Annotated in this window: 14 protein-coding genes; 3 read left to right on the top strand and 11 right to left on the bottom strand. The window is 62.6% G+C overall.

Annotation, left to right across the window (positions count from 1 at the left end):
• Positions 1-582: 582 nt before the first annotated feature.
• Both O4H53_RS21510 and O4H53_RS21505 read right to left on the bottom strand, forming a co-directional pair.
• Positions 583-3,483, bottom strand: coding sequence for a polysaccharide pyruvyl transferase family protein (locus O4H53_RS21510; protein ID WP_269367052.1), 2,901 nt, complete (start codon positions 3,481-3,483; stop codon positions 583-585).
• Positions 3,484-3,620: 137 nt separating this feature from the next.
• Positions 3,621-4,778, bottom strand: coding sequence for a cytochrome P450 (locus O4H53_RS21505; RefSeq protein WP_269367050.1), 1,158 nt, complete (start codon positions 4,776-4,778; stop codon positions 3,621-3,623).
• A 75-nt stretch (positions 4,779-4,853) separates the two neighbouring features.
• Here O4H53_RS21505 and O4H53_RS21500 point away from each other — a divergent pair, with 75 nt between their 5' ends.
• Entirely contained in the window at positions 4,854-5,711 is an 858-nt protein-coding gene (locus O4H53_RS21500) for a glycosyltransferase family A protein (RefSeq protein WP_269367048.1), read from the top strand.
• Here the strand turns inward: O4H53_RS21500 and O4H53_RS21495 are convergent.
• Genes O4H53_RS21495 through O4H53_RS21480 form a run of 4 tightly spaced genes read right to left on the bottom strand, consistent with a single transcriptional unit; the run spans position 5,708 to position 8,981 of the window.
• Positions 5,708-6,532, bottom strand: coding sequence for a phytanoyl-CoA dioxygenase family protein (locus O4H53_RS21495; RefSeq protein ID WP_269367046.1), 825 nt, complete (start codon positions 6,530-6,532; stop codon positions 5,708-5,710). The two genes, O4H53_RS21500 and O4H53_RS21495, sit on opposite strands and share 4 nt — an antisense overlap.
• Positions 6,529-7,395: a phytanoyl-CoA dioxygenase family protein gene (locus O4H53_RS21490; RefSeq protein WP_269367044.1), complete on the bottom strand. Its 867-nt coding sequence runs from the start codon at positions 7,393-7,395 to the stop codon at positions 6,529-6,531. The genes O4H53_RS21495 and O4H53_RS21490 overlap by 4 nt, the downstream gene beginning before the upstream one ends.
• A 3-nt stretch (positions 7,396-7,398) precedes the next feature.
• Positions 7,399-8,697 carry a polysaccharide pyruvyl transferase family protein gene (locus O4H53_RS21485; RefSeq protein ID WP_269367042.1) on the bottom strand — a complete coding sequence of 433 codons (1,299 nt, stop codon included), beginning with the start codon at positions 8,695-8,697 and terminating at the stop codon, positions 7,399-7,401.
• Positions 8,694-8,981 carry an acyl carrier protein gene (locus tag O4H53_RS21480; RefSeq protein ID WP_269367040.1) on the bottom strand — a complete coding sequence of 96 codons (288 nt, stop codon included), beginning with the start codon at positions 8,979-8,981 and terminating at the stop codon, positions 8,694-8,696. The genes O4H53_RS21485 and O4H53_RS21480 overlap by 4 nt, the downstream gene beginning before the upstream one ends.
• 88 nt (positions 8,982-9,069) lie before the next feature.
• On the opposite strand from O4H53_RS21480, the gene O4H53_RS21475 reads away from it, so the two are divergent.
• Positions 9,070-9,840, top strand: a complete 771-nt coding sequence (locus O4H53_RS21475) for a class I SAM-dependent methyltransferase (RefSeq protein ID WP_269367039.1) — start codon at positions 9,070-9,072, stop codon at positions 9,838-9,840.
• Between the two features lie 91 nt (positions 9,841-9,931).
• Here the strand turns inward: O4H53_RS21475 and O4H53_RS21470 are convergent, their stop codons facing one another.
• Both O4H53_RS21470 and O4H53_RS21465 read right to left on the bottom strand, forming a co-directional pair.
• Entirely contained in the window at positions 9,932-11,749 is a 1,818-nt protein-coding gene (locus O4H53_RS21470) for a polyketide synthase (RefSeq protein ID WP_269367037.1), read from the bottom strand.
• Positions 11,746-13,824, bottom strand: coding sequence for an AMP-binding protein (locus O4H53_RS21465; RefSeq protein WP_269367035.1), 2,079 nt, complete (start codon positions 13,822-13,824; stop codon positions 11,746-11,748). The genes O4H53_RS21470 and O4H53_RS21465 overlap by 4 nt, the downstream gene beginning before the upstream one ends.
• A gap of 95 nt (positions 13,825-13,919) precedes the next feature.
• On the opposite strand from O4H53_RS21465, the gene O4H53_RS21460 reads away from it, so the two are divergent.
• Positions 13,920-14,939, top strand: a complete 1,020-nt coding sequence (locus O4H53_RS21460; protein WP_269367033.1) for a hypothetical protein — start codon at positions 13,920-13,922, stop codon at positions 14,937-14,939.
• 14 nt (positions 14,940-14,953) lie between these two features.
• Here the strand turns inward: O4H53_RS21460 and O4H53_RS21455 are convergent, their stop codons facing one another.
• The 3 genes from O4H53_RS21455 to O4H53_RS21445 form a co-directional block, all read right to left on the bottom strand.
• A complete protein-coding gene (locus O4H53_RS21455; RefSeq protein ID WP_269367031.1) occupies positions 14,954-17,374 on the bottom strand; it encodes a class I SAM-dependent methyltransferase in 2,421 nt (806 codons plus the stop codon).
• A gap of 113 nt (positions 17,375-17,487) precedes the next feature.
• The gene (locus tag O4H53_RS21450) at positions 17,488-18,315 is read right to left on the bottom strand and encodes a glycosyltransferase (protein WP_269367028.1); all 828 of its coding nucleotides are present in this window, start codon (positions 18,313-18,315) and stop codon (positions 17,488-17,490) included.
• Positions 18,316-18,351: 36 nt separating this feature from the next.
• The gene (locus O4H53_RS21445) at positions 18,352-20,211 is read right to left on the bottom strand and encodes a hypothetical protein (protein WP_269367026.1); all 1,860 of its coding nucleotides are present in this window, start codon (positions 20,209-20,211) and stop codon (positions 18,352-18,354) included.
• Positions 20,212-20,595 lie beyond the last annotated feature (384 nt).

The following is a 20,595-nucleotide window of genomic DNA, read 5'->3' as shown; positions in this document are numbered from 1 at the left end:
GTTGAGAAATAAAGTGGCATGAACCAAGGTCAGCATCGCCCACCCCGGGCAGGCGCTGGCCCGGCTGACGCCTCATGTAACTCCGGGCTCTCTCCCGCCCTTCGCTGCGACACGTGTGAAGGTCAGTTAAGCGGACTTTCTTGCCGTTCGCTGCGAAACGTCGAGCCGCGCATTGACGGGCCGTGGTGCGGCGGTCCGACCTTGGTGACTGGCACTTTATGGCGGCCAAGCACATTCTACCCGTCTGTCAGGCATAACAGCAGCCAAATCGCCGTGCCAGGGGACGGCCCGGCGATGCGCGGCGGCCTGCGGCCTTGATTCCGCGCGGGGGAAGCGGAAAGGGCTCGAAGCTGACTTTCGCTGCGCGGTGCATGAAGGTCCACTCTGATATTTTTGATGGTCGTCAGTTGCGACGCCATCGAGTTTGTGAATCAGTTTGTAGAGCTATCGCGTAGGTGTAGTTCCCGGTTTCGCCGTCTTCGACCCGCCATTCAACCCATTTCACAGCAGCGGCACTGCCCGGTTTGGCCCTTTGGCTGCCGAAGGATGCGCACGTTTCCGACCTCAGTGCCTTTTCCATAGCTATGACAAAGCGTCGTTCAGCAGGCGTTTCAGGGTGCCGTCCGCCACCGCGGGCAAGGCGACGTGATGGGTGTCGATACCGTCGAGGACAATGGCCTTTGCATTCTTTATGTCGTCGAGCGCGCGCAGGCGGGTCATGTCGGGCGCGTAGTTGCTGCCGACAACCTGTGTCAGTTGCAGCTTGGGGTGTGAGCGAAGCTGCGGGCGCAGATCGAAGGCGTCCAGATCGGCTCCGAATATCTCCGCCATGCCGCGCCGGGCATGGTCGGCGTCCCCGGCTTTGGCGGCGCCGGGCGTGACAAAGCCCGCCAGTGAAATGACGGCATCCGCATCAATTGCCAGGCCGGTGCGCAGGGCCGCAAATCCGGCGGCCGATCCTCCGATTGCAACCACCTTGCCCCGGCCAAGGGTTGCAATCATCGCAGCCAGTGCCGCCTGCATTGCCGCTTCATCTGCGCCAAGCTCGGGAATACCCTTGAGGAATATCTGCCCATGGGGATCGCGCAGATAGATGATATGTGCCGGAATATCCGCCATGACCTTATCCAGATACCGGCTGTTGATGTAACTCAGCCCGCCGATCAGGCCTTCAAACACCACAACGATGTTCTCTGCGCCCCGCTTTCTGACAATCCTGACATCGCCGTCGCCAAGCACCGCTTTGCGCGGTCGGGCCTTGCCAAGGACATCAAGCGCGGCCAGCAGGCTGCGTGCGGTCGGGCCCAGAAGCTCCGTTTCGGCAAGCAGCAAGAGGGTTTCGCGACCTTCGCCCTTGTATCCTGCGCGCAGGGCGAAAAGCGCGTATTGCAACAGCCAGGCGGGCTCCGGCGCCTTGGTTGTCGCGAGCCTTTTGAGGGCCGCGAATATCTTCCTGTCCTCGGCCCGCGTCAGGAAAACACGATTGAGCCTGTAGACCGTCCGCCATTCCAGCGGGTACAGTTCCAGCGCCCGCCGCAGCGCCGAAACCGACAGGTCGAACCGCCCCGCCGCAGCGGCCAGCCTGCACAGCCGGCACAGGCTGACAACATCCTCTGCACCGGCCTCCACATCGCTTTGCAGACGGTCCAGGGCGTCGGGCAGGGACAGTTCGATTGAACGCAGATGATTGCGCACCTTGGCCGCGTAATCGGGCAGGGGGCCGTCCTGTTCGACTTTCCTGAACAGGTCGAGCGCAAGCTGGTAATCGCCGCTCACATCAGCGCGCATTGCCAGACGCAGCATCAAATGCGTGCTTTGGGGGCGTTTTTCGAGCGCCGTCTTGAGAAAGGCGACCTGCGCCTGCATGGGCATCGACGACAACACATCGCCGGTTGCGGCCTTCAGCATGGTCTCGTCGATGTCCGGCATATCGAGCCCGGCGAGAAACCAAGCCATGGCGTCATCTGTCTGTCCCGCCTTGGTCAGGCATTTGAGGTGGGTGCTCCAGACCCAGGGGTTGGCAGGCGATTCCTCGGCCAGTTTCGCGGAGAGATCGAGGGCCTTCTGGGGTTCATCGCGGGCCATTGCCAGGCGCACTTCGCCCAGACGTGCGGGCAGATGCGCAGGGGTCTGGGCAAGATGGCTGCCGACATAGCTGTCTGCCGCTGCATAGTCCTGATCGGCGATCAGCCCGTTAAACGCTCTGGCGTCCCACGCCAGCTGGGCAGGGGGAGCCGTGTCATCGGCGGGTGGGGGCGCGTCCTTGCCGGATCTGGCGGGGGCTGCCGATCCCTTCCGCATCTCTGCCACGGCGTCGGCAAGTGCTGTTTCAATCTCGGCATCTGGAAAGATGTCGCCATGCGCCGCAGCTTGTTTCCCGGCGGTAAAGATCTGGGTGACCCGGTTCCAATGGGCCTCAAGCTGTGGCGCGATTGCGTCAGGCAGGGCTTGTTTGGGCTGTTCGAGAACGCGGGGCAGATCCTTCAGCGCGGTTTCCCAACTGTCCACGACATCCGCGGTCCGGTCCATCTGGATCGCCTGACCTTCAAACTTGTGCAGGTTCGGCACGGCAACCAGCCGCGCCGGGACGCCATAGGCCGCAGCCGTGATCTGGCCGTGCAGGGAGGCCCCAAGATAGGCGTTTGCCCCCGCAATGACGGCGGCGATGTCTTGCAGGGTATCGGCATCGTCGTAGGCAATGGTATGGCGGGGCGCCGCGGCATGAAGCGCCTGGGCCAGTTCGTGGTCGCCATGGCAGCGCCCGATTGCGATCAGAACGGCGGTTGCGCCGGCGGCTTCAAGGGCTGCATCCAGTTGTTGCGCGAAATCGGCGACGGAAGTTCTGCGCAGGCTGCGTGCCTTGACGTGGAGCGCGATCACCGGCCGCGCTTTCGGGATTTTCAGTTTCTTTCTGATCCTGGCAAAGCGCCGCTTCAGTGCGGCTTCGGGCCAGAGGTGCGGCAGATCGGTTGCCGTGTCCGGCATCACCTCCGGGCGACGGCCTGCCCAGCGCTCCATCGCATCGGCGCTTTGTGTGTCCCGCACGGCAAAACGGTTGGCGGCTGCCGCGACGCGCTGCAGCCAGTCCGGACCGGGCGCTGTCCCTTCCGGTGCCAGCACACCGGGCGCGTTCCACACCACCGGCAGCCCATGGCGCAGGGCATGGGCGGTTGCGCCTGCCCAGAGGGCGGGATAGGCGTTTTCATCATAGCCCGGCAGACCGAAATCGCGGATGTGCACGATGTTTCCGCCGCCGATCAGGATGCCGTCAAAGCTGTCCGCCGTTTTGGCAAATTCCGCCAGCGAAATGACCGGAACCGTATCGCGGTAGCGTGTCGCCCCGGCGGTCGGTGAGACGGCAACAACATCCATACCTGCAGGCGCAAGCCGTTGTTGTGCCAGCAGTGGAAACAGCAGATCGCCGTAGTTTTCAACGTCGAAAGTGCCGAAAATCGCGATACGGCGCTCATTGGAAGCAGGCATGGGATTCTCCGGACCGCTACGGGCGGGTGGGGCGTGAAAAATGAACCAAAACAGACAAGATACAAACCACTGATGGCATGATACTTTGCATCTTATCGCTATGGTTGCAATGATCTGAAATTCAAAGGTTTACCCCATCAGATTGCGGCAAAACGCAGCCGGCAGCTCTCGTAGCCCCGTATCATCGACCATCTGGCGAACCTCCGGTCATCCGGCTTTGCGGTGAACGGAGCTGCAAGGCGCACGGTTTCCAGAGCGGCATCCAAAAGGGTGCTGAGGAACAGGCGGCTCAACTGGCTGCCGGTGCAGGCAAGAGAGCCAAAGGAAAACGTGGCTGTCTGCAGGCGCGCCCGGTCGAAACGGAAAGCCTCGGGGTCTTGCCAAAGCTCCGGATCGCGGTTGGCCGCCGCCAGATCGCAGGACACAAGAGAATGGGGCGGCAAATGCATGTCACCCAGATCCAGACCGGCGGGTCCGATCTGGCGGGCGACATAGCGCACCGCCCCCAGCAGGCGCTCCACCTCCTGCAGGTAGGCCGGGCGAAGTTCCGCGCGGTTGCGCAGCGTCTCCTGAAGGTCCGGATTGTCGGCCAGATGCGCCAGCATCAGACCACTGGTCTTGGACAGGGGCTCAATTGCCAGAAAGGCGGGGGAAATCAAATGTATCAGCGGTATTTTCTGCCCGGCGGACCAACCGACGTTCATCGCCGAGAGATTGCCCATGATGCGCGCGGCCTTTGGCTCCAGCTTGATGAAATCGGGGATCGCGGTGCGGTCGAGGCTTGCCAATATGTCAATGCTGTCGGTCTCGATTTCCTGACCCAGGGCCGCGTTGATCCCAAGTGCTGCGGCGCGCCATTCCATGATCGGCTTTTGCACTGCCATTGCCATCGCGTCAGCCTCGGTTTCGCCCGAAGAAACCAGCGCGGCGAGGGGAGACCGGAAATCCTGCGCGGGCAGGCATTCCATTAACCGTTTGGTGACGGTGATGGCGTCCATGCGCTCGGCGTCGTTGGGGGTGCGGTGTGCGCGGCTGATCTGGCGGGACAGACGAAAAATGCTGTCAACACCACCGTGCCTTTCACGGAACCGGGAAAACACCCTGAAAGCAAGATCGTCGGTTGTGGTGCCCGGGTGCGCCAGCACGGCGCGCACATCCCGCATGCGCGACACCTGCCAATGACCATAGCCGCGCCGCCAGGGCGTGCCGACCAGGATGGGATCGCGATTGGCGTCCGCCGCCTCGCGGATCGTGGACGGGCCGAAGGCTTGAGAATTGATTTCCGATGTGCGCATATGCGGGCCTGTCTTCAAAAGAATGGTGCCGTTGTGCAGGTTAAGCCCAGTGTCTCGCAAACGGAAGGCGCTGAGATGGCGGCACCCGATATTTCAATCGCGATCACATGCTGGCGGATGGACCGCGAGTTGCCGCGCACCCTGTGGTCGCTGTCGCGCGCTTTTCAGCAGGGTGCCGAAGGGCTGAGCTGGGAAATCATCGTGGTCGACAACGGCTCCGGACATCTGCCTGTCGCGCCAGAGATGTCTCCGGTCCCGCAGATCATTGCGGCAGGCAACCCCGCCCCGTCGCCGGTCCAGGCGATGAACCAGGCGCTGTCACTGGCGCGGGGCAGGATCGTCGGCGCATGGATTGACGGCGCGCGCATGGCGTCATCCGGGCTCCTGGCTGCTGTGGCGCGCGCAGCCGAGGCGCATCCGGCCCCGGTGATTGCCGTGCCCAATCGCCAGTTCGGCTTCGACCGTCAGGCCAGCGCGACGCAGCATGGATATGACCGGGCGACCGAGGATGCATTGCTGGCGCAGGCAGGCTGGCCCGATCCGGCAGCGGACCTTTTTGCCGTGTCATGGCCCGAAGAGGCCCAGGTCACCGGGCCGATACTGGAATCGAATGCCCTGTTCCTGCATCGCGACACCTGGTCGGCCCTTCGCGGCTTTGATCCCATCTTTACGGAGCCGGGCGGCGGCATGTGCAATCCCGACATGCTGGACCGGGCGCTGAACCACGCCGGTACACAGTTTATCCGCATGGCCGGGGTCGCGACATTTCATCAGATCCACGGCGGCACATCGACTTCCGATCCGGCTCAGGCGGTAAAAATCGTAAAGGAAGCCACGCGAAACTATCTTCGTCTGCGCGGCAAACCACCGCGCAAGCAACGCGCGCCCGGCTGGCTTTACGATGCAACAACAGGCGCGCTGACCCGCAGCTAGCGCGGCTGCTGGTCAAGCCCCGCCGCCTGGCGCTGCACCAGACTGGCCGAGTGCCGCAGGATGTCGCGGTAGCGCCGCAGGGCCGCCGGTTCGAGATCGGCTTGCGGTTGTTCCTCCAGAAGATAGGTTCCGTGATCGCGCCCCCGCACATGGGTGGCATAACCCTTCTGATCGCCCAACTGCCTGACATCGCCCGCGATATAGCGGATCGCGAAACCGATGCGCCTGCCGGAGGTCGCCTGATTGGGGGCAGACCCATGCACCAGCGTGACATGGTGAAGCGACATTTCACCCGGTTCGAGCGGGCAGTTCACGGCGTTTGCCTCATCAACCTCTCCCGCCACTTCCTCGCCCAGCGGCAGCATGGAGGAGGGGGCGTTCCTGACCGCATGGGGCACGGCGCTCAGGTGGCTGCCCGGCACCACCCGCAGGCAGCCGCTTTGCGGTGTGCTCGGGGTCAGGGCAAGCCATGCGGTCACCCCCTTGGGCGCATCCAGCCCCCAGCAGGTGCCGTCCTGATGCCATGGCACCACGCTGGAGGATCCGGCATCCTTGGAAAAGAAACTCGATCCCCAGCACAGGATGTCCGGCCCCAGAATCTGCGCGACGTGATCAAGGATATGGTCATCATGAACAAGGTCCCAGAGGAACGGATAGAGCAGATGGCTTTTTGCATTGAGCCGCGCAAACCCTTCCCGGCCAAGCCGGCGCTCGGCCTCTTCAAGACGGCCCACAAGCTCTGTCGCCGCCGCCTGCGGCATCACCCTGATCGGGCTGGCAAAGCCTTCGCGCGCGAAATCCTGTGCAAATGTGCCCGTCATTGCAGTTGGTCCTTGCCAGCCGCCGTTTCGGCAAGATGGCGCGCCTTGGCGGTGCGGATGACGTTGGCGGCCTGGCGGATGATATCGGCGTGCCGTTTCAGTGCCGCCGGGTCCATTTCCGCCTCTGGCCGGACTTCAAGGGGGACCTGCGCCAGGTTCCTGCCGCGCACCAGCGTCGCGGAGCCCCCCTCTTGCCGGACCTGCGCGGATGTATAGCGGATCACAAAGCCCAGGCGGCGGTCGTCAGAGGCATTTGGCCCCGACCCATGCAGCACCAGCGGGTGGTGCAGCGACATCTGCCCCGGTTTCAACATCAGCCAGACCGCCCGGCCGAGGTCAGGCTGGCTGTCGACCGCCTCTCTGGCGCCCAGCATGTTCTTGTCGTCAGCGGTGTCCAGATGGCGAAGCTGCCGTGCATGGGTGCCGGGGATCGCCTGCATGGCACCGGAGCCGCTTGTGACGTCACTCAGGGCAAGCCAGGCCGTGGCACCCTGGTTTTCGGTCAGCCCCCAGAATGTCGCATCCTGATGCCAGGCGACATATCCGTCCGAGCGGGCGGGTTTGTCGATCACGCTGGAGCCGATGCAGATGATGTCCGGCCCCAGCAGGCTGCTGACCTTGTCAAGGATACGGGCATCATGGACCACGTCCCAAAGGTAGGGCAGCAACAGATGCGGCTTGGCACGCGTCAGGCCGGACAAACGCCCGTGCTTGCGCGCCTCCAGCGCCTCGATCTGCGCTCTCAGGGCTTTGGCCTCGGTCTCGGGCATCACGTCAACCGGGTGCAGAAACCCGTCGCGGCGAAAGGTCTCGCATTGGGTCTCGTCCAATCCGGCAAGGCGGGCAGGGGATTGCTGTGTCATGATCTAGAAAGGCTCCATTTCGAGCAGGTCGGTGCCATCCAGCGCCGCTGCGCGGTCCTTTGCGGTTGTGAAAGGCGTCATCGCCCAGTCCGGTCCCGCCTGTTCCAGTCCGGCGCGCATGGCAAGCGCTGCGAAACGCAGCCTTGCCTGCCGCTTTGGGGCCGGTCCGGCCGCAAAGGCGGCGGCAATGCTGTCCCAATGCTGGCAAAGCTGTTCCGGCACGGCGTCGGGCAATCTGGTCTGCGGGGCCGCACATGTTCCGGGCAGTGCCGCCAGCGCCGCGTCCCAGCTGTTCACAAGGTCCCCGGGGCGCTCCAGATGGGCCACCAGACCGTCGAATTTCCGGTAGGCTGGCCGTGCCACCAAGATCCCCGGCACGCCATAGACCGCCGCCGCGATATAGCCGTGCAGGGAAGAGCCTGCATAGGTCCTGGCATGGGCAAGCAGGGCCGCGACATCGCGCAACCCCTCTGGCCGGTCCAGCGCTGCCGCCGCGATGCCCCGGTCGCGCAATGCCGCAGTGATCTCGCGTGCGATCCGGTCGTCGGAATGGGCCGTGCCCAGGCCGATCAGCACAGGCGTCAGATCCAGCGACACGCAGGCTGCCGCCAAACCATCTGCAAAAGACGGGATCGGCTCACCCCCAAGCGATCTTTGCCGGACATGAACGGCCAGGATGCGATCCTGTCGTTCCAGCCCCATCTGCGCGCAGAGACGCAGGAAATCCTCTGCCAGCGCCTGCCGCGGCCAGACCCGGGCAAGGCCCAGGATCGGGTCCGGCACGATCTTTGCCCCGGGGGCCTTGGCCATCCGGGCCGAGCCCGCATCCCGCAGCGAAAGGTAATCCGCCGCGTCAAAGGCCGCAGCCGCGAGCGCGTCGACACCCGGACGCAGCGGATGCGGCACACCCGGCGCGTTCCAGGCAAGGGGCAGGTCACGCAATGCCGCCGCCAGCGTCGATCCCAGCCAGACGGCGGGTGCAACTGCCGCGCCGATACCCTGACCGCGATATTCCCTGAGGCTGTCCATCCGGTGGGTATGAACGATGTAGCCGCCGCCGATCAGCATGCCGGCAAACTGCCTGTCGGGATCAAGGGCGGACCAGATGGGCCGCGTCGGCAAGGCCTGCTTCAGGGCGACCGTGGCCCCGGTTGGCGATAGCGCCTGCACCCGGTATCCGCGCTGGCCCAGCTCATGTGCCGCCACCACGGGGAACATCAGATCGCCGAAGTTGAGCATGTCGAACATGCCGGAAATCAGAACCTCCCCCGGGCCTTCCGATCCGGGCGCGCCCGCTGTCATACTGTGGCGGAACGCTCGCTGATCCGCTGCGCGATATGCGCGGACAATGCGGCAACCGAAGGGTTGTTGAAGACTTCGCCGGGGCTGACCTCGATCTCGTATTGCTCCTCCATCATGCCGCACATGATGGTGATCTCGACGGAATCCAGACCATAATTGTCAAAACGCTCGTTGACCGGGAAAGAGTCCTTCGGCATGTCGATCACGGACGAAATATAGTTTACCATCCAGTCGCTGACCGCAGTCGCGCCCAGGGTGTCCTGTGATGTTCCGGTGCTGGCCATGGAGGTCCTTTCAACGGTGAAATGAAAGATAGCAATTCACCTGGAATGCTATATTCGTTTTCATCCAAGGACAACTAAAAGGATATCCATGTCAAGTGACCGCGACCTGAGATTGAGGGAAAGCGATTATGATTTCGCTATTCTCCATCCTGCACTGCGTTGCCTTTTCGGTGCAAGTGATCTGTACAATTATGGGTATTGGCGCAGCGCCGATGGCGGGCGGATCACCACGCTGGCCGAGGCCGCGGCAAGGCTGGTTCAACTGCATATCGAGACCGATCAGGGGCGCGGCAACACCCGCACCCTGCTGGATGTCGGCTGCGGGCTGGGCGCCTGTACCGGGCTGTTCGCGGCAGCCTACCCGGAGGCCGAAATCACCGGAATCAACTATTCCGCGCGCCAGATCGCCCATGCGGAACGCCATCACGCCGGTCCGCGCATAACTTTCCGGCAGATGGACGCGACGGCGCTGGATTTTCCGGATCAGAGCATTGATTGCATCCATGCTGTCGAAGCCGCCATGCATTTCCACCCCCGCCGCCGCTTTTTCGAAGAGGCCCGCAGGGTGCTTGTGCCCGGCGGACGCCTGATCCTGACCGATGTTCTGGCACGCAGGCCGACAACCTTCATTCCCGCCGCCAACAGTGAAGCCTCGATCAGCGAATATGCCCGGACCCTGGTTGAAACCGGTCTGCAACCCCTTGAGATCACAGACATCCTTGACGATACCGCCGCCCCCTTTGCCAAGGTAATGCATGCCAATGCAATGCACGCCTATGGGCGCGCGATCGAGCAAGATGTCTCCGGCTATCTGCTGGTGCTTGCGGTGAACGGCAGCGCGACATCCAATGTGAGCTGAGGCGCAGGGCGGGAGCATCAATGCGCAGGCGTGACGGCAACTGTGTCCCGCTGCCGAATCTGACCTTTATCCCTGTTTTCAACGTGACCGATCATGGGGCGTCAACATACCAGCAGCGCTGCCGGTCGAATGGGTATCCCGGCAGGTCCGGTGCGGTGGGGTCTGCTTCTGCGAGGACCTGGGGATCAAGCGTCGCACCGGCAAGATGCAGCGCAAGCAGGGCTGTCGCGATCTCCCCGCCTGGGGCGGGGACAGCGGTGGCACCCGAACCTTCGGCCTGCGATGCGACAAGGTCCGGGCAGGCCCGGCGCAGGCTGGCATAATCGGCCCCGGCCAAGGGCTCCGGCGTCTCAAGCATCACCGGGCCCAACAGCCGCTTGGGGTCCTGTGGTGGTCCGGACGCGATCCTGCCCGCGGCCTCTCTCGCCTCAGCGATGCTGCGCGCCTGGAACCCTGCGCGCCGGTTCAGACCGGTCCAGCGCCGCGTCACCGTGGCTGCCAGCCGGTGCAGGCAGACCTGTGGGTCCTCCAGCGCGGCAAGAAGCTGTTTGGCCCGCTCCCGAAGCGCCGCCGGGCTTGCGGCAGAAAGCAGGAACAGGTGGCTGGTGGCTGTCGCCCGCACCGTGGCAGCGGGATCTGCCACCGCGCGATCATCGGCAGAACAGACAATGGCATGACAGTTCAGCCCGCTCATCCCGAAAGAGCTGACACCTGCGATCCGGCGCGGGTTCTGCCATGGGCCTGTGGCTTGCGGCACCTGAAACGGAAGCGCTTTCCAACCGACCCGGGGGGAGGGGTCGTCGAAACGGGGCTGGCCGGGCAGGATGTTGTCGCGCACCATCACGATGGCCTTGATCAGGCCTGCGATACCCGCCGCGGCCTCCAGATGACCGACAGCTGCCTTGATGGACCCCAGCGCAGCGGGAGGCTGCTTTCTGCCGGAAAATACATCCGCGAGTGCCAGGGTTTCGATGGCGTCACCCAGTGCAGTCGCCGATCCATGCGCCTCGATTGCGCCGATGTCCTCCACCGTGACCCCGGCAGAGCGCATCGCGCCTGAGATGACCCGCGCCTGACCGGCGCGCGACGGGGCGCTCAACCCGTTGCTGCGCCCATCCTGTCCCGTCGCCCAGCCCGGCAGAATGGCGTGGATACGGTCGTTGCCCGCCAGCGCATCCGGCAGCCGTTTGAGCACCAGCATGCCGCAGCCTTCGGAACGCACGAAACCATCCGCAGCCGCATCGAAAGGCCGGGTCTGGCCCGAGGGTGACAGGACATTCATTTTCCCCAATGCCATGAAACCCGCCGCGTCCAGCAGCACGTTCACACCGCCGGCCAGGGCAATATCGCAGTGTTGCAGGCGCAAGGCGTCCCCGGCCAGGGTCACGGCGGCCAGCCCCGAAGAACAGGCCGTATCCACCGTCAGCGACGGCCCGGTCAGGCCAAGGCAATAGCTGACCCTGCCGGAGACCGCGGCATTCTGAACCGCATTGGGCAGATGGGCATTGCTGGCGAAATCCGGTGACCGCGCCATCCGCAATGCATGATCGTTGGATGCCACGCCGACATAGACACCCGCCGGCGTGCCGTCGAGACGGGCCGGGGAGAGGCCTGCGTCTTCCAGGGCATGCCAGGCCATTTCCAGAACCAGACGCTGCTGGGGGTCCAGCAGCGGCGCTTCATTGGCAGAGATGCGGAAGGGGTGGCGATCAAAGCTGTCGATGCCCGCCAGCAGGCCCATCGCCGGGGCGGGCGGCTCCTTTACCCCCATCAGCGCCAGACGCGCAGCCGGGACCGGGCCCGTCCCGATCCGGCCGGTCCGCAGCATGTCAGCCAGGTCCGCCGCAGACTCTGCGCCCGGAAACCGGCAGGCCATGCCAACCACCGCAATGGGAACCTGCGCCGTCATGGCTGCGCTGCCACCATCCGGCGTGCCAATGTCAGGGCCAGCATGCGCGGGTCGGGCTGGTCAAACAGGTCTTCGGTCCGGATCTGCGCGCCGAGCACGCTTTCCAGATCCAGCGAGAGGTCGGTCATCATCAGGGAATCAAGCCCCTGATCGCTCCAGGGCAGATCTGGATCGACCTCATCCAGCGGCACATCCGTGGCGGCAGCGACCCATGCCAGGAAGAACGCCAGCAGCGCCGCCGCATCGGGCGGGCCGTTGCGGGCGCTGTCCGCCAGCGCGCGCAGCGCGGCAAGCTGCGCCTGCCGGGATTTCCCATGGTCCGGCCGCCAGTCGCAAATCACCCGATCCGGCTCATCCTGCAGGCGGGCAAGGCTGGCGGCGCGCCTGATCTTGCCGCTGGATGTCCAGCGCAGCGTGCCGGGGCGCACCAGCGCGACCTGATCGACCTCGACCCCGGTTTTTGCCAACAGCCGCCGCCAAAGTCGCGATGCAAGTGCCTGGTCGTCACGGCCTGCCGTCGTCATTGGCGCGTCTTCCCGGTTTGGCGGAACCTCTGCGATCAACACGATTTCTCCCGCGCCGGTTTGCCGAAGCACAAGGCGCCGTTGCCGGACACGGGGTTCGACACCTTCCAGCGCCCGCTCCAGATCGGCGGCGTGCAGGGTACGTCCATGCCACAGGACGATGTCCTTGATGCGTCCGGTCACAAAAAGCTCTCCGTCAAGCAGGAAGCCGGTATCGCCACTGCGCAGATAGGGGCCGTCCCCCGTGGCGGTATAGGCACAAAAGGTATCCCGGCTGGCCTCCGGCTGGCCGAGATAGCCGCTGCCCATGCTGTCGCCTGCGATCCAGATCTCGCCGATCCGCTCCGGCGGGCAGGGGTGACCGGTATCGGCTGAAACGATTCGTATGCCACCGGTGGTCCGGACCGGCCCGGAAGAAACAAGCTGCCGCCCCTGTCCGGCCCCGGCCCGCGCGACGATGCCTTGTGCCATCGCCTCGGGGTCGAACCAGCCGGTTGTGGCACCATTGCCCCCGCTTGCCCCCGCGACCAGTAGCGTCGCTTCCGCCAGTCCATAGCAGGGCAGGAAGGCCCGGCGGTCGAAACCGGAGTCCGCAAAGGCCTGCGCGAAGCTGTCCAATGTCGTCGCCTGCACCGGTTCGGCACCGTTCAACGCCACCCGCCAGGACCGCAGGTCCAGCCCGGCGCGGCGGTTTTGCGGGATGGTCCGCACACACAGGTCATATGCAAAATTCGGTGCCACCGACAGGGTCGCCTTGAAACGGCTGATCGCCTCCAGCCACCGGATCGGCCGATTGATGAAGGCCGCAGGGGCCAGCACGCAGGTGGTATGCCCCCGCCAGAGGTTGAACAGCAATCCGCCCATCAGCCCCATATCATGTTCCGGGGGCAGCCAGGTCACTGACCGCTCCTGCGCGCGCGGTTGGACCGCCGCTGAAATTGCCCGTTGCTGCGCGGCCAGGGCGGCATGGGTCACCAGCACCCCGCGCGGCGCGCTGGTCGAGCCCGAGGTATATTGCACGATTGCCACGTCCTCTGGCCGCACAAGGGGCAATGCCGGGTTGCTTTGTGTCCCGCCGGGGCTTGCAAGCTCGTCGATCCGCAGCAGGGGATGCCCGGCGAACAGATCATCCGCGCCTGCGGCTTCAATCTCCGCTCGGCTTGCGCCTGTCAGAATCGCCGCGCAACCGGCCTCCCGCAGGATTGCCGCAGCGCGCGACCGCATGATGGCCCCGGCAGGGAAGACGACAGGCACAGCCGCGCATCCGGCCATGAGAATGGCGACAAGCCCGGTGATGAACGCCGGGCCGTGGCCGCAGATGAGGGCGACCCGCGCGCCGTTTTCGCAGCCTGCTGCCAAAAGCCCGCCTGCCAGGGCGCGCGCATTCTGCGCCAGCGCGCCATAGGTCAGCTCCTGCGATGGCGCTGCCGGGTTGATGTAGTGAAATGCAATCTGCCGGGGTCTGGTGTCCGCATGCGACAGGACGACCGCGGGCAGCAAGCCGCAAGTGGCCGGGGCAGGGCGGTGCAGGGCGTCCGGCACTTGCGTCATCGGTGGTTCCTTCTGACGCATCCAACAACTTGGAATTGCATATCTGGCAAGCGGATCATCTTATGCGATAAAACGGCAAAGAGAAGACGGCACAAATGACCAGAACTGAACCAAGGCTCTTGATCATCGGGTTTTCGAATGTGGCCACGACAAATGGCTTTTCCGTCCCGACAATCGAACGTCTCCAGGAGGCCTGGCCGGGGCTGGAAGCCTTTCGTGTCGGTTTGGGCGCCTTGCAGCCACAGGTCATTCCCCCGTTTATCCGGACGGCCGCAGAGTTGCTGGGGCCGTTTACCCATGTGCTGCTGGAAATCAATTCTTCGGCCTACGCCATGCATCCGCTTTCGACCGAGGAGAACGGTCGGGAGCTGTTGGCGGATATCCTCCTCACGGTTCAGGATTGCGGAGCAGAGGCGGCCTTCATGTTGCACCTGCGGCATTGGACGGGGCAGGTCTATCTCGATTTCGATGCCCTTGTCCGCCGGTTCTGCGCGGAACTGGATTTGCCGCTGATCGACCTGTCCGCAGGTTGGATCGAACGGCACGGGGCCGATCAGATCGCGGCATGGATGCGCGATGAAACGCACACCACGAAAGAGGGGGGCGAAGCCATGGCAGAAACGCTGACGCCCTTTCTGACCGGCTATCTGCGCCGCGAGCCCTCGTTGACGGGGCGCTGCCTGCCCCGTCCGCGTTTGCGTCGCAGGGTCTTGTCGACTGCAAAGGCGCTGTCGCCCTGGCCAAGAGAGCGTCACGACTGCCTTGGCCTGTCCCTTGATTTCGCGCGGATCGAGGGGGGCGAGGCGATACTTGAACTGGACCGGACGATACGGGCGCAGGGCCTTGTGCACCTCTATCATCTCAGCGGCGGGCGCAACACCGTGACACTGGACCCTTCGGGTGAAGCGATGCCCCTGGCCACGATTGATCCCCACAGCAACACGACCAGGATTGGCGTCCTGGCCTTTGACAAGATGCGCGGCAGGGAACTGCGGGGCCTGAGGATCTCTCCCACGGCCCCCGCCGACGACGTCCAGTTGCGCGAGGGCGTCCGGGAAACGCCGTTGCGGATCTATGTCGGGCCGATCCTGACCCTTGAACCTGTGCAGGACTGACGGGTTCATTGCGCTCATCTGCGATGCAGCACCCAGGATTGACGCTTGGCCTCGACTTCGAAACCCCGTTCATGGGCAAAGTTCTTGACCACATCCTGCATGACGAACTTGCCGGTCTCGTCCGGCCAAAGCCAATCGTCACCGCACAGGATGGCATCCGGGAAAAGATGATGCGCAATCTGAAGGTCGACCTGGTGCTTGAAGGCATCAATATAGATCAGGTCCGGGATGATGTCGCGGCGGCGCAGATAATACAATGCTTCCGGTGACGAAAGACGCAGCGGATAAAAGCGGTCCTTGTAGGCGCGCAGATTGTTCAGTGCCACGGGGTAGTTGCCGTATTCCAGCAACAGGCCGACAATCCGTTCCACTTCGCCGTCGGAAAGGTGCTCGACGTGACGGGACATCGTCGGATGCGTCGACATGCTCTCGACATACTCTGCCCAGTTGCCATTCCAGGGGTCCACGCCGATCAGTTCGAGATCCGGCTTGGTGTTCAGCCAGTGCAGGGCGGATCCGCCCAGAAAGCAGCCGATTTCGACCATCAGGCGGATATCTTTTTCGATCAGCAGGCTTTGAATGATCTCGCGGCCGCCGTCGCCGTTGCAATCCAGCGCCAGCAGAAAGGGCGCGTGTTCGTCCCAGGGAAAATCCGGCCAGGGTTGGTCGCGCCGGAGCGCACCCAGCCCCAGGATGGCATCAGACCCGGGCGGGACATCTTCGGCAGGAAAGACAGTCCCCATCGCGTCGCGTTCCGCACGGACCATCGAGAGGATCGGTGCGGCATTGGCAGCCGGGGCTGCCCAAGATTGCGCGGCGGGTTCGGGCGCTGGAGGCTGCTCTTTCCGCTTTGGAGGCGAAAACGCCTCCGCTGGCGGGCGCGCGCCTTTCTTGTAATGAAAGATGCTGTGACCCGATATGCCCTGCCAGGCGACAGTCGGAATGACGGCGCGGCGCAGATCATCGCGTTTGAACAACTGGATCGGTTCGACAAGGTGCTCGCCCGGTCCCCAGACCCCGGTCAGCAGCGCCTGCAGATCGGCAGAGCCGAAGATCCGCATATGGTCCTCCTGCCCGAATCGCGCGAGCCGCTCGGCATCGGTGAGATCCGGCGACAGATCCTCGACGGTCTTTTCGCCCCGGATCGGGACAGACAGGAAATGAACGCCGCCCGGTGCCAGAATCCGGTCCATCTCGCGCAGGACGGTTTCCACGTCGCAGGGCACATGTTCCAGAACATGGCTGTGCAGGATCATGTCGTAGCTGGCATCGGGGATTTCGCCCAGATCGGTGCACAGGTCCAGCTTGCGCATCTTGATGAACTTGCTCTTGTAGCGCTCCACATCCAGATCAGCGCCCTGATAGGCCTCGCCGGACAATTCCGTCAGCTTGCGCGCAAGCCCCAGCTCCGGCGCAAGATGCAGAACCCGTTTGCCGGGCTGGAAACCGCCAAGCCGGTCAAGCGTCATCCACATCAGCCGGTTGCGTTCCACACTTCTGCACTTTGTACACCGGGCATTGTTGCGCCCGTTGAAGGCCTCGAATTCCGTTCCCTGACAAATCGGACATTCCAGTTCGGGGGTCTGAGCCGAAACCTCACTGACCCCGGCTTTGGCGGGGGCGGGGTTTGGCGGCTGGTGTTTGAAGGCCGGGCTTTGCCCGAGGTGGCTGACCGGGCGCCGCGCGCCGGCGGACACGATCTTGCGCAGCACAAAGGTGGCATTGGAATAGCTTGGATTATGGGCGATGCTGCGGCGCACCACCGCCAGCCGACCGCCAAGCGAACGCAGCATGTCGGAAATATCGGCCCCGTAATCCGTGTAGACCAGACATTTCGTCCCGTCTCCGGAATTGTGATAACGCGCGGGCTTGGTGAATATCTCCTGGCCGTTCACGATCTTCACCCGCGGCTCCGTGCGGTCGGGGAAGGGAAAATCATTGGGGATCGTAAAGACATGCACCCCGCCTGGCCGCAGCACGCGCAGTGTCTCGGCAAAGGCAAGTTCGATGTTGGGCAGATGCTCCATCACATCGGAAGAGATGATCAGGTCAAAGCTGTCCTCGTCGAAGGTCAGCTGGGTCAGGTCTTCGTTGCGGACGCCATCCGACGATTCGGTGCCAAGCGGTTCATCTGGCCGGAAATAGGACCTGGTGTAATTCTTCAGCCCCCGCAGCCGCTGGACAAAGGGCCCCCGCAGAGCAGGTTCGTAGATGGCGACGTCCTGCAGCAGCTTCTTCGAGACGAGATCGTCGATCGACAGGGCCTGTCCGCGACCGAATTCGTCGATGATGACGCTGGCCTGATCACGCCAGCGCAGGGTGAATCTGCAGTTGGGGCAGGCATAGGACTCGCGCAGGGACCGCTCGTTGCCGAGCGGAAAGTTTCCCTGGTATCCGCAGATCGTACAAAGCCCGTTTTGTTGGATTTCCTGCAAATTCAATTCTCCTTGCACGAAGTAAGTTCAGTCAGCCGTCAGTGCAGAACTTTGGTCACCGCATTCCGGCGACGGCTGGATAATGGGGGCCGGGATGGCCTGTATTGGTGGTCTTAGCAATCGAGGGGCGGGAGCAATTCCGGCAGATTCTTTTTAGGTTCCTGAATATTAAGCACCTTTTTTACGTCCTTCCTGCCCGCAAATGACTGGATAATGATTTTCATGTAAGCGCGCGCCGAGGGGTTCGTTTCGGCTTTCGGCAGGTCGATCCGGGAGGGTTTGCCTGACAGGTGATGTTGTTCCCAGGCCAGCTTTACCGCGTCCAGAAAACCGACATGATCGGGAAAGACGGACAGACCGTCATCCGCCGCCAGGCCAAGCACTTCGGTTGAAATGACAGGAACGCCCATTGCCCGGTACATATGTACCTTCAGCGGGTTCATGTAGCGTGATATCTCGTCCGACACATGGGGCAGAATGCCCAGATCGCATCTGCGCAACAGGTTCAGAACCTGTGATTCCTGCATCGGCCCCCAGTAGACGACGTTTTTTCTGGCGGTAAGCCTGCTCAGCGCGGGAATCTGCCGCCTTGCCGCGCCGACAAGGTGCAGGGTGATGTCATCGGAGATCATGGTCAGGCTTTCCAGCAGACCCCAGTCGATCCGGTCGTTCATGTTGCCGGAATAGATAACGTTGAACCCGGTCTCGTCACCGTTTTGCGCCTCGGGCGGCTGTTCGTCTGCGCCGGTATACCAGTTCGGGATGACCGAAACCCTGCCGCTCTCGATGTCGCGGTCCGAGATCATTCCGTAGTCCTTGAAGAAGTCCACGTTGAACTGCGAGTTGAAGACAAGCGTCTCCGCCATCGAGATCAGGCTGAAATATTGCGCGCCCACATATCTCTTGGTCTGGTCGTTCGACCATGGAAACTGGTTGTCCACGATGTCGATGATGCAGCGGAATTGCGAAATGATATCTTAGATTTCTTCAAGAAAACGAATGACCGGAAACAGGATCAGCGTGCTGTGCGTCGGGGATATGCGCTGCTCGATCAGGTAGGCCATGAAATCTTCGTTCAGCGACCCGACAGAGGTATGAAGGATGGTGTGGTAATCGACACCGAAACCGTCCCGGAAGGACCTTGCGATCTTCCGTTCGATTGCGGGGCCGACGATCTTGGCATCGCCCGAGAATTCAAAGGTCTGCTTGAGAATGGAATCATAGGTCGTCCGGTGGCAGAACTCCAACACGATCACCCGGAAGGACGGAAACAGCGATTTGTAGGACCGCGCGATCTGATCGATGCGCCGACCGTAGATGCCGGCATCATTTTGTTTCCAAAGAAGAACCAATGTGTCCTGGGGCGCAATCGCCTGCCTGGCTTTGTCTTCGGCCAGAAGGCTGAAGCTCATCGGCGGTGTTCCGGCCTTTGCCTCGGCTGCGTGAAAGGCCTCGTAAGCGCCGTCAAACGAGAATTGATGCGGTAGCCCGATCTCTGTTTGCAGGGACAGGGCATTCTTGACGGAGGCAGAAAACGTCGATCCGTGGAAAATGAAGACCCCTTTGATGTTCTCCAGATCCGCGACGCTTTGACTGTAGGGGACAAGCGCCGGGCGGCCCACCGCCAGCGCATCGCCGATCTTGGAAGAGATCTGATAGCGGGTAATGTTCTCGTCATTGACGCCCTGTGTCGGAAACCCGGTAAGAACAAGGTCGAAGGTGGAGATCAGGTCGAACAGGTCGGCATTCCTGACATTGTCTTGCACGATGACGCCCAGTTCGGTCAGGTCATCTTTCAAAGAGGCCGGGCTGAAATCACCATATACGTGAAATTCCAGGGGAATCTGAAGGTTCCAGCTTGAGACCCGTATGGCCCGCGCCGCTTCGATCAGCCCCTTGTGGGGCCGCACGGTGCCGATAAAGCCGATCTTGATGGCCGCGGGGTTTGCCGCCGGTGGCGTTATGGTGTGATGCGTGGCCCTCGCGTGGCGCACGATTTCGGCGTCGCATTCCTCGGCCAGCGTGGCGCTTGCAGCGGTATGCGCGGTGATACCCTGTTGCAGGTAAGAGGCCAGCGGCACGGAATTCGGGCCATAGTACCGATCTGCCTTGGTCTGTTTGGAAAAATGATGATCGTTGTCGTCGTGATCCAGAATCAGCTTTGTGGTCTTGCCGGAAATTCGCGCCGCCAGTTCGAACGTGGGCAGCCTGGGTTTGCTCAGCCAAATCGTCGGAAAATGCAGGTCGACCATCTGGAAGAGCGCGAAATACTGATGTCTTTCTTCCCAGGGAATGACGATCCTGTCGAAGCTGTCATTCTCCAATGGTGCCCAAAGCCTGGTTCCGAATTCCGGGAAGTTGAAGGAAAACAGAAAGGCCGGGCGATGTCTGGCGATCACGTTGTAAAGCACATGGGCGCGGCCAATGGGATTATGGCTCGATTCCCAGCAGGCGATTGCAACGCTATCGGGGTGCGTCGCAACCTCTCTGGCCTTCATGACCTGCTGCAGGATGGCCCCGGCAGGGACGCGCTGTTCGGCAACCTTGACGTGTACGAGCCAGGAATGCTCTCCGTTGCAGGCATGCAGCTCAAGCCGGTCTCCGATTTCAATGCCCTCGGCAGAGAATTCAAACCCGAGATCACCGGGCAGGCCAACTTTCTTGTTGACATCCCGACGCGGAATGTCCTTTCGTAACAGCTTGACCGGAAAACCGTTTTTCAGGACCAGCGGTTCAGTGCCATCCTCTGCGCCCACCAGCCAGCCGCTGTATTTGCCGTCCAGCTGATTTTCGATCCGACCCAATGCCTCGCCTTGTCGATACGACAATTTGGTCATTGTTTCGGTATTCGGCATAGTTGAACTTTCTGAGGTAGCGGTAACCATAGGTGGTATATCACTACTTTGGCGAACGGGAAGAACTTTCCCTCTGGTTGCGTGACATTAATCTGTGCGGCAACTCTGCCACCGGCAGATGCCCTTTGACCCTGACGGCATCGCAAAGTCGGTTTTCGTCCTGGCCTGGCTGGAAATGACCAGGCCCGGACATCTGCCCGGTTCGGCACCCCATGGCGTGCCGTGGGCGGGGCTGGCTATGTGTCGTTTGTGCCGCAATGCCCTTTGCGGTAATGATGGAACAGCAACGGGCAGGGGGCGCGGCACCGGCGATCAATCCATTTATCCGGTTGCAAAGTCGTGCGGGAGCGTTTTCCTGTAGCTACA

This window comes from Sulfitobacter sp. G21635-S1, assembly GCF_027213915.1.
In the GTDB taxonomy this organism is placed as follows: domain Bacteria; phylum Pseudomonadota; class Alphaproteobacteria; order Rhodobacterales; family Rhodobacteraceae; genus Sulfitobacter.
This window is presented reverse-complemented; position numbering and strand designations above follow the sequence as displayed.